General features: G+C 30.2%; 9 protein-coding genes. 8 read left to right on the plus strand and 1 reads right to left on the minus strand.

Annotated features, from left to right (window positions below; all coding sequences use genetic code 11):
• The first annotated feature begins 46 nt into the window (after nucleotides 1-46).
• The 8 genes from QMG30_RS21740 to QMG30_RS21775 all read left to right on the plus strand — a co-directional run bounded on the left by QMG30_RS21740 (nucleotide 47) and on the right by QMG30_RS21775 (nucleotide 8,505).
• On the plus strand, nucleotides 47-676 hold the full coding sequence (locus QMG30_RS21740; protein ID WP_281819122.1) for a regulatory protein RecX: 630 nt from the start codon (nucleotides 47-49) through the stop codon (nucleotides 674-676).
• Between the two features lie 154 nt (nucleotides 677-830).
• Entirely contained in the window at nucleotides 831-2,387 is a 1,557-nt protein-coding gene (gene rny / locus QMG30_RS21745; protein ID WP_434784582.1) for a ribonuclease Y, read from the plus strand.
• Nucleotides 2,388-2,580: 193 nt separating this feature from the next.
• The gene (locus QMG30_RS21750) at nucleotides 2,581-2,841 is read left to right on the plus strand and encodes a stage V sporulation protein S (protein WP_212698548.1); all 261 of its coding nucleotides are present in this window, start codon (nucleotides 2,581-2,583) and stop codon (nucleotides 2,839-2,841) included.
• A 454-nt stretch (nucleotides 2,842-3,295) separates the two neighbouring features.
• On the plus strand, nucleotides 3,296-4,489 hold the full coding sequence (locus tag QMG30_RS21755; RefSeq protein ID WP_281819125.1) for a pyridoxal phosphate-dependent aminotransferase: 1,194 nt from the start codon (nucleotides 3,296-3,298) through the stop codon (nucleotides 4,487-4,489).
• A gap of 386 nt (nucleotides 4,490-4,875) precedes the next feature.
• Nucleotides 4,876-6,306 (plus strand): adenylosuccinate lyase, encoded by a 1,431-nt coding sequence (gene purB, locus QMG30_RS21760; RefSeq protein ID WP_281819126.1) that lies wholly within the window; start codon nucleotides 4,876-4,878, stop codon nucleotides 6,304-6,306.
• Between the two features lie 22 nt (nucleotides 6,307-6,328).
• On the plus strand, nucleotides 6,329-7,123 hold the full coding sequence (gene proC / locus QMG30_RS21765) for a pyrroline-5-carboxylate reductase (protein WP_281819128.1): 795 nt from the start codon (nucleotides 6,329-6,331) through the stop codon (nucleotides 7,121-7,123).
• 29 nt (nucleotides 7,124-7,152) lie between these two features.
• Nucleotides 7,153-7,695 (plus strand): NUDIX hydrolase, encoded by a 543-nt coding sequence (locus tag QMG30_RS21770; protein WP_281819129.1) that lies wholly within the window; start codon nucleotides 7,153-7,155, stop codon nucleotides 7,693-7,695.
• 186 nt (nucleotides 7,696-7,881) lie between these two features.
• Nucleotides 7,882-8,505, plus strand: coding sequence for a stage II sporulation protein M (locus tag QMG30_RS21775; RefSeq protein WP_281819131.1), 624 nt, complete (start codon nucleotides 7,882-7,884; stop codon nucleotides 8,503-8,505).
• Nucleotides 8,506-8,644: 139 nt separating this feature from the next.
• Here QMG30_RS21775 and QMG30_RS21780 read toward each other — a convergent pair.
• A partial coding sequence (locus QMG30_RS21780) for an IS1634 family transposase (RefSeq protein WP_281819132.1) occupies nucleotides 8,645-9,431 on the minus strand: 787 nt, incomplete at its 5' end.

Consider the following 9,431-nt stretch of genomic DNA (forward strand, 5'->3'; position numbering starts at 1 on the left):
GACTGGTTATATACAGTCCTTTTTTATCTTATGGGAAAGGATAATTATGACTATAACAGATATTATTCAAAACAAAAGATTTAAAAACTATTATGATATACATATAGATGGAGAATATATGTTTTTTGTAACTTATAAGGAATTAAAGTTTTTGAAACTTAAGATAAATGATGACATTACAGAAGAATTTTTGCAAAAAATATATAGAGAATATATTATTTCGAGAGCTAAAAATAGGGCTTTAAGACTACTTACTAGAAAAGATATGACTAGAAAGGAAATTATCCAAAAATTAAAACTAACTGGTTATAATGACTATGTAACTAATAAAATAATATTATTTTTAGAAGAATATAATTTTATTAATGATAAAAAATACGTTGAAAAATATGTTAATTATAATCAAAAAAGAAAAAGTGTCAAAAAAATTGGTATGGAACTTACCCAAAAAGGGATTTCTAAGGATACGATAAATGAATATATAGAAAATATTGATTTTTGTGAAGAAGAAAATGCATATAATTTATTATATAAAAAATATAAAAATGTAGATACTATAGATAATAAAATAAAAAGAAGAATGATAGGTTATTTAATGAGAAAAGGTTATAATTATAGTTTAATTAATAAAGTAATTGACCAATTTATGCGAAAAAAAAATTTAACTAATACATAACAAATATGTAAAAAACGTTATGAAATATGTATACTATTTAAAAGAGTTTTTATTAAAACTTGACATAATTTCTAAAACGTTATAAAATTTATATGTTATGGAAAATAACATCATGCACAATGAAAAATAAATAATGAGGAGGTGTTACCATTTGATTGATAATCCAATAATACTAGTAATATTAATACTTGTCGTTGCAGTCGTGGTTGGAATAATAACTTTTAAGCTTGGTGTTTCTTATAGAAAGAAAGTAGCAGAGTCACAATATGGATCAGCTGAACAAAAGGCTAGAAAAATAGTTGATGAAGCTATAAAAGAAGCAGAATCTATTAAACGAGAAAGTCGTTTAGTGGTTAAAGAAGAAACTTACAAAATCAAAAGTGATTTGGATAAGGAAGTTAAAGAAAGACGAAACGAATTACAACGCCTTGAAAGACGACTTCTTCAAAAAGAAGAATCTTTGGATAAGAAATCTGATACTTTAGAAAGAAAAGAGAATCAGTTAGTATCTAAAGAAGAGCAATTATCTAAAATGAAAGCAGAAGTTTCTGAATTACAGAAAAAACATGTTAAAGAGTTAGAAAGAATTTCTGGCCTCACCTCCAATCAGGCAAAAGAGTACCTTTTGAAATCTGTTGAGAATGAAGTGAAACATGAAACAGCAATTTTAATTAAGGAAATGGAAGTTAGAGCAAAAGAAGAGGTCAATAAGAAATCAAGAGAAATATTGGCAAATGTAATACAGAAATGTGCAGTTGATCATGTGGCTGAGACTACTGTATCAGTAGTTCCTCTCCCAAGTGATGAGATGAAAGGAAGAATAATAGGTCGAGAAGGTAGAAACATTAGAACCTTAGAGACTTTAACAGGAATAGATCTTATTATTGATGATACCCCTGAAGCAGTTATACTTTCTGGATTTGACCCGATAAGAAGGGAAGTTGCAAGAATTGCACTTGAAAAATTAATTGTTGATGGAAGAATCCATCCAGCGAGAATCGAAGAAATGGTAGAGAAGGCTAAAAAAGAGGTAGAGAATATTATCCGTGAAGAAGGTGAAATGGCCACTTTCGACACAGGTGTTCATGGCTTACATCATGAATTAACAAGATTGTTAGGTAAAATGAAGTTTAGAACAAGTTATGGACAGAGTGTATTAAAACATTCTATTGAAGTATCTCACTTAAGTGGATTGATTGCCGGTGAAATAGGAGTAGATGTAAGAGTAGCTAAGAGAGCTGGTTTATTACATGATATTGGTAAATCAGTTGATCATGAAATGGAAGGTTCACATGTTTCCATAGGTGCAGACTTATGTAGGAAATATAAAGAATCTGAAGTGATTATTAATGCTGTTGAAGCACATCACGGTGATGTAGAACCTACAAGTCTAGTAGCTGTCATTGTACAAGCAGCTGATGCTATATCTGCTGCAAGACCAGGTGCACGACGTGAAACATTAGAAACATATATTAAAAGACTTCAACGTCTTGAAGAGATTGCTGCTGAATTTAAAGGTGTAGATAAATCTTTTGCTATTCAAGCAGGTAGAGAAATTAGAATTATGGTTATTCCAGACCAAACAAGTGATGAAGAAATGGTAGTACTTGCAAGAGAAATATCTAAAAAAATCGAGGATGAATTGGAATATCCAGGACAAATTAAAGTAAATGTTATAAGAGAAACAAGAGCAGTTGAATATGCTAAATAAATAAGAAGCGTGAGAAATCACGCTTCTTTGTTTTTTTGAGCTTTTTTAGATTAGTTTGTAGAAAAAAGGTATTATATATTTATTGAAAAAAATAAAAACTAATATTCTGCATAAAAATTGATTGAAAAAAAGGAAAAGACTATTTCTTATTGAATATTTAACTATATAACCAATAAAAAGGGGGTCTTTTAGAGTGGAAGTTTTAAAAGTTGCTGCAAAATCTAATCCCAATTCGGTAGCTGGTGCTCTTGCTAATACTATCCGTGAACAAGGCGGTGCTGAATTACAAGCAATCGGAGCAGGCGCATTAAATCAAGCAATAAAAGCAATAATAATTGCAAGAGGATATGTGGCTCCATCGGGTATCGATTTAGTTTGTATTCCAGCTTTCACTGATATTGATATTAACGGAGAAGAAAGAACAGCGATTAAATTAATCGTTCAATCCAAGTAAAAAAAGTGTGCATGTCACACTTTTCTTTTTTATTTCTTTTATAGATTATAATTTAAATAATTAATCCTATTATATGAAATTCTATTTATTCTATTAAGTTAATCATATTTTCCTTGATTTTATAAGTTTTTAATGTTTTAATAAATTTGAATGAGGTATTATTACGTTTAAGTGATAAATTGCTAAAACCTTTCTGCCATATTGTTGTATATGAAATATTTTGCAAAATAACTGTATAATAATAAATGCGAACACAAAAAATAAATATAGTTATGAATACGAAATGAAATATTTATATCAAATATTGCAAAAAATATAGCTGAATGTTAATTTATATTAGTAAAAACATTAAAAAACGAATAAATTCAAATCAGAACTTGCAAAGTTTGAAGAAATATATTACAATATGTTTAATTGAAATAAGTTATAATAATGAAAAGGGTGGTGTTTGTACATGATATTATCAAGTAAAGGTCTAGATATAAAACCTTCATCAACATTAGAAATCACAGCAAAAGCCAAGCAAATGAAAGCTGATGGAATAGATGTAGTGGGATTTGGTGCAGGCGAACCAGATTTTGATACACCAGATCATATAAAACAAGCAGCTATTGACGCAATAAATGAAGGATTTACAAAATATACACCAGCTTCGGGTATACTTCCATTGAAAAAAGCTATATGTAAAAAGTTGGAAGAGGATAACAATGTTAAGTACGAACCAAGTCAAATCGTTGTAAGTAATGGAGCAAAACATTGTTTGACTAATACTTTTATGGCAATATTAAATCCTGAAGATGAAGTAATTATACCTGCTCCTTTTTGGTTAAGTTATGTTCAAATGGTTAAAATAGCTGATGGTGTTCCAATTATTGTGAAGGCTAGCAAAGAAAATAATTATAAAGTTACTGTAAAAGATTTAGAAGATGCATTAACCAAAAAAACAAAAGCAATTTTAATAAATAGTCCAAGTAATCCAACTGGTATGGTTTATTCAGAAGAAGAACTAAAAGAAATAGCTGATTTCGCTGTAAAGAATGATTTGTTCGTTGTATCTGATGAAATATACGAAAAGTTGATTTATGGTGACGAGAAGCATATCAGTATAGCTTCATTCAATGAAGATATATATAAGAAAACTATAATAATTAATGGTGTTTCTAAGAGTTACGCAATGACTGGTTGGAGAATAGGTTATTCAGCCGCGCCTGAAGCAATATCCAAAATAATGTCTAATATCCAAAGCCATGCTTCCTCCAATCCTAATTCTATAGCCCAAAAAGCTGCCCTAGCTGCTATTAGTGGTGATCAAGAATGTGTTAAGAAAATGAAGGTGGAATTTGATAAAAGAAGAGACTATATGTTCAGCAGAATATCAGAAATGCCATATATCTCTGCTATCAAACCTCATGGAGCATTCTATGTATTTGTTGACCTAGATGAAGTTCTAGGAAAAAAATATAAAGGTGAAGTTATAGATAATGCTAGTGTTTTCGCTAAACTATTATTAGATAATGAAAAAGTTGCAGCTGTTCCATGTACAGATTTTGGTTTTGATACTCACTTTAGATTGTCATATGCTATATCAATGGAAAACATAGAAAAAGGACTAGATAGGATTGAAGATTTTCTTGATAATCTAGAATAAAAAAGTTATATCAGGAGCTGTTTCAAAATAATTTGAAGCTGCTCTTTTTTGCATTTAGAGAAACGAATTAATTAGGCATTGAAAACCCTTCTATTTCATATGCTTAAAAATCAGGACTTTCCTATAAGAGATCAAATAAGCAAATTTCTACTTGCCTAACTTATGTTTTTATTCTATGATATAATAGATTGATAGAAAAATATCTAATAAATATCATATAAAAAGGTTAATCCAAGAAAAAGATTTACAATGTAAATAGATAATAGAATTTTTTTATAGTATAAAAAGATGTTAAACCTTTATAATCATAAAGGGGCATAACTTTTCTAATCTATAAAAAATATAAATAAATCTTATATAAATGATACGCTGAAAGGATGAGTTAATTGAATAACGTATATGAAACACCATTAGGGACAAGGTATGCTAGTAAGGAAATGTTATATATTTTTTCTCCAGACAAAAAATTCAAGACATGGAGAAAATTATGGATAGCTCTTGCAGAAGCAGAGAAAGAATTAGGAATCGATATTAGCGATGAGCAGATAGAAGAATTAAAAAAATATAAAGATGATATTAATTATGAAGTAGCAAAAGAAAGAGAAAAAGTTGTTCGCCATGATGTCATGTCCCATGTATATGCATATGGATGTCAAGCTCCAACAGCTAAACCAATAATTCATTTAGGAGCAACTAGTTGTTATGTGGGAGATAATACAGACATAATAATTATGACAGAAGCTCTAAGATTGATAAAAGATAAACTAGTTAATGTAATTGATAAGTTAGCTAAGTTCGCTCTTGAATATAAAGATATGCCAACATTAGGATTTACCCATTACCAGCCAGCTCAATTGACTACTGTTGGTAAAAGAGCATGCCTATGGTTAGAAGATTTATTGATGGATTATGAAGATGTAGTACATCAACTGAAAAAAGCTAAACTTAGAGGGGTAAAAGGTACTACAGGTACACAAGCAAGTTTCCTTAATCTATTTGAGGGAAATCATGATAAAGTAAAAGAATTAGATAAATCAGTAGCCACAAAATTAGGATATGAAGATACTTTCCCTGTAACAGGGCAAACATATCCTAGAAAACTTGATTCACAAATGTTAAATGTGCTTAGTACCATAGCTCAATCAGCATATAAATTTAGTAATGACATCAGATTATTACAAAACTTAAAAGAAATAGAAGAACCATTCGAAAAAAGTCAAATCGGTTCTTCTGCAATGGCATATAAAAGAAATCCAATGAGAAGCGAAAGAATATCTTCTCTATCTAGACATATTATCTGTAATGCTCTTAATCCAGCAATTACAGCTTCGACTCAATGGTTTGAAAGAACTCTTGATGATAGTGCCAATAAAAGATTATCTGTGCCAGAGGCTTTCTTAGCTGCTGATGCAGTATTGGAAATATTCATGAATGTAGTTGATGGACTTGTGGTATATGATAAAGTTATTCATCAGAGAATTATGAGTGAACTACCTTTTATGGCTACTGAAACCATATTGATGGAAGGTGTTAAAAAAGGTGGAGATAGACAAGAACTACATGAAAAGATAAGAGTATTGTCTATGGAAGCTGGAAAACAAGTTAAAATGGAAGGTAAGAAGAATGATCTAATCGAACGTATATTAGCTGATGGAACATTCGGTATGAGCAAAGAAGAAATTTTATCAATATTGAAACCAGAGAATTTTATAGGAAGAGCCCCAGAACAAGTTGAAGATTTCATTAATAATTATGTTAATGTAATTCTAGATGAAAACAAAGATGTACTAGGAAAAACAGCTGAATTAAGTGTTTAAGAACATAGAAAAGAGGATAGGTATGAGTAAGATTGGATTTATTGGTACCGGTAATATGGGCTATGCTATGATAAAGGGTATTGCAGGTAGCCTAAAAGATGTAGAATTAGTATATACAGATGTGAATAAAGATAGATTGGAACAAATCAAATCAGAGATTGGATACAGCTATGTGAATAGCAATGCAGAATGTGTAAAAAATTCTAAATATGTTATATTAGCTGTAAAGCCACAATATTATCAACAAGTGTTAGACGATATTAAGGAAGTCGTTACAAGTGAGAATATTATCATATCTATAGCACCTGGAATAAATATTGAATATCTGAAAAACAATCTAGGCAAAAATATTAAAATCGTTAGAGCAATGCCGAATACACCGGCATTGGTAGGTCAAGGTATGAGCGCTATTAGTTTTTCTGATGATGATTATGAAATAATAGAAAAAGAAATGGTTAATAATATATTTAAATCCTTTGGTGAGATGGTGGAATTACCAGAACATCTAATGAATGCTGTTGTAGCAGTATCTGGAAGTTCACCTGCATATGTATATATGTTCATTGAAGCTATGGCTGATGCAGGAGTTTTATTCGGTTTGCCTAGAGATACTTCATATAAATTAGCAGCTGGCTCAGTTCTTGGGTCCGCTAAGATGGTATTAGAAACAGGAAGACATCCTGGAGAACTAAAAGATGCTGTATGTTCACCAGGTGGAACTACAATAGAAGCTGTTTCAGAACTTGAGAAAAATGGTTTTAGAAGTGCTGTAATTGAAGCTATGAAATCATGTTATAATAAAACAATATCATTCTGATAACATTAAAGATTGAGAGATGAAATAAAATGGAAAAGAAAATAGAAAGACTAGAGAGAAAAGAAGTATTTAACGGAAAAAGAGTAAAATTGGTTATTGACAAGTTGAGAATGCCTACAGGAAAAGAAGTCAATTGGGAACTTGTCACTCATCCAGGAGCAGCTGCAATTATTCCTGTTGATAATGAAGGTAATATAATAATGGTTAGACAATACAGGAATGCAGCAGATGATTATGTACTTGAGATTCCAGCAGGCGGGTTGGAAGTAGGGGAAGATCCAAGTATATGTGCCAAGAGAGAATTGGAAGAAGAAACAGGATACAAATCAGATAATATTGAGTTCCTATTAAAATTTTATTCAAGTATTGGTATCTCAGATGAAATGATTAGTATATATGTTGCAACTGACTTACAAGAATCAGTTCAAAATCTTGATGATGATGAATATGTTACTATTGAGAGATACAAACTGGATGAATTGATTAATATGATATATACAGGTGAATTGACTGACTGTAAAACAATAACAGGATTGTTAGCGTATAAATGTAAATTAGAAGGTATTAAGTAATGTTCCTTTCAATGATTATAAAAGGAGTATAGAAAAAGGTCTATCTTACTATGATAAAATAGTAAGATGGATTTTTTTTATTTTTCTAAGTACAAGCACTCATATAATTAAAATTTTGTTCATATATTAGGTTATATATAGAATAAGATAATTATTAAAAGTTACATTGATTAAGGAGAGATTCGAGTGACTAATGTATTAGGAAAATATAGAAAGAAAATTAGCGTTTTCAAGATACAGTTTATACTTTTTTTGGTAGCTGTTATTATTGGTTCTTTATTTGCAAACAACTTAGGTGGAAATAGAGTAGAAGAATATAAGCTCTTATCAGGTTATTTTATTACCAAATTTCCAGCTAGTAATTATCTTAACATTGAATTGTTTAAATTTATTATCTGGAAAAGGATTAAATTGATTCTAGGGATATGGATTTTGGGATTTACATTTTTTGAAGTAGTGATCAACTATATCATAGTAATATATTTTGGATTTTCCATTGGTTTCTTATTCTCTATAGGATTAATAACAAATGGATTCAAAGGGTACTTGATGTATATTGTACTTTTGCTTCCTCAATACATATTTTATATTCCTGTAATCATATATTTGATTGTGAAAAGTACTAATTTCTGTTCTAATCTGTATAGCCATAGAAATAGAATGAGAGGATTTAATATAAATAAACAGATGTTTATAGAATATTTCTTTGTGCTTGTAATATGCATTATATTCACTATCGTAGGTGGTATTATAGAGACTTATATCAATCCTCAATTAGTAAAATGGTACATCTCTGCCATAAATATGTAAAAAATATTCGACTTTTGGAGTAAAATATATTATAATCTAAGATCCTGTCTTTGACAGTTGAAAGAAAATAAAAGCTTGAAACCCCTTGTAAATAGGGCATATCAAGCTTTTTTGATTTTGAGATTTTTGCGTACCTTTTTTATTTTTTTGTGTTTTTATATATTTTTTTCATTTCTCTGTTGCTAACAATCTGATAATCGGTTCTAAATCCAAAAGCTTCATGAAGAGCATCAGTAAAGTCGGTTCGTGTATAAATCGGCATATATCCTTCGCCGGGAATAGCATGGAAGTTCATATCTTTCAACTGATTTATTATTTCATTTGTTGTGAATTTGTTATCCAGTTTCTTTTCCAGATATCTATACAAAACGAGAGCCAGAAAACAAGTAGTAAAGTGTGCTTTAATTCGGTCATCTCTGCGAAGGAATACAGGTCTAGCTTTAAATTCACTTTTCATAATCCTAAAGCATTCTTCAATCTCCCAGCGCTGATGATTGATTTTAGCTATTGTTGAGACCTCTTCTTCTAGATTTGTACATACAGCATAAAAACCGTCATACATAGCCTCTTTCGCAATGGCTTTTTCATCAAGACTATAGACAGCTTTTTCAGCAACTTCGCCATCATTAGTAACCTTGGTAGCACAGATGAAGCGTTTATAATCATTCTGTCTTTTTTTATCAATACTCTTTGGATTACTGCTAATAAGTTTGACTGCACGCTCGAGTTGTCTGGTTCTGATTTGTTGCTGATAATCACGGTATTTCAGAGAATATGTTACAATCAGTTTTTGTTCAAGCCCATCTTCTTTAATCCATCTTTCCTTGTAGAAAGTCACATTTTTGAATGCCTCATAGAGCCTCTGATCCTTATCAAATATTCTGATGTCAAATGATTTACCAGATGAAGAGTGAATCCACCCTTCA

It is taken from the genome of Vallitalea longa (assembly GCF_027923465.1).
Classification (GTDB): domain Bacteria; phylum Bacillota; class Clostridia; order Lachnospirales; family Vallitaleaceae; genus Vallitalea; species Vallitalea longa.

Excerpts from the sequence above, each read along its gene's own strand:
- QMG30_RS21740 (WP_281819122.1), top strand. The coding sequence starts at position 47 with ATGACTATAACAGATATTATTCAAAACAAAAGATTTAAAAACTATTAT.
- QMG30_RS21755 (WP_281819125.1), top strand. The coding sequence starts at position 3,296 with ATGATATTATCAAGTAAAGGTCTAGATATAAAACCTTCATCAACATTA.
- proC (WP_281819128.1), top strand. The coding sequence starts at position 6,329 with ATGAGTAAGATTGGATTTATTGGTACCGGTAATATGGGCTATGCTATG.
- QMG30_RS21770 (WP_281819129.1), top strand. The coding sequence starts at position 7,153 with ATGGAAAAGAAAATAGAAAGACTAGAGAGAAAAGAAGTATTTAACGGA.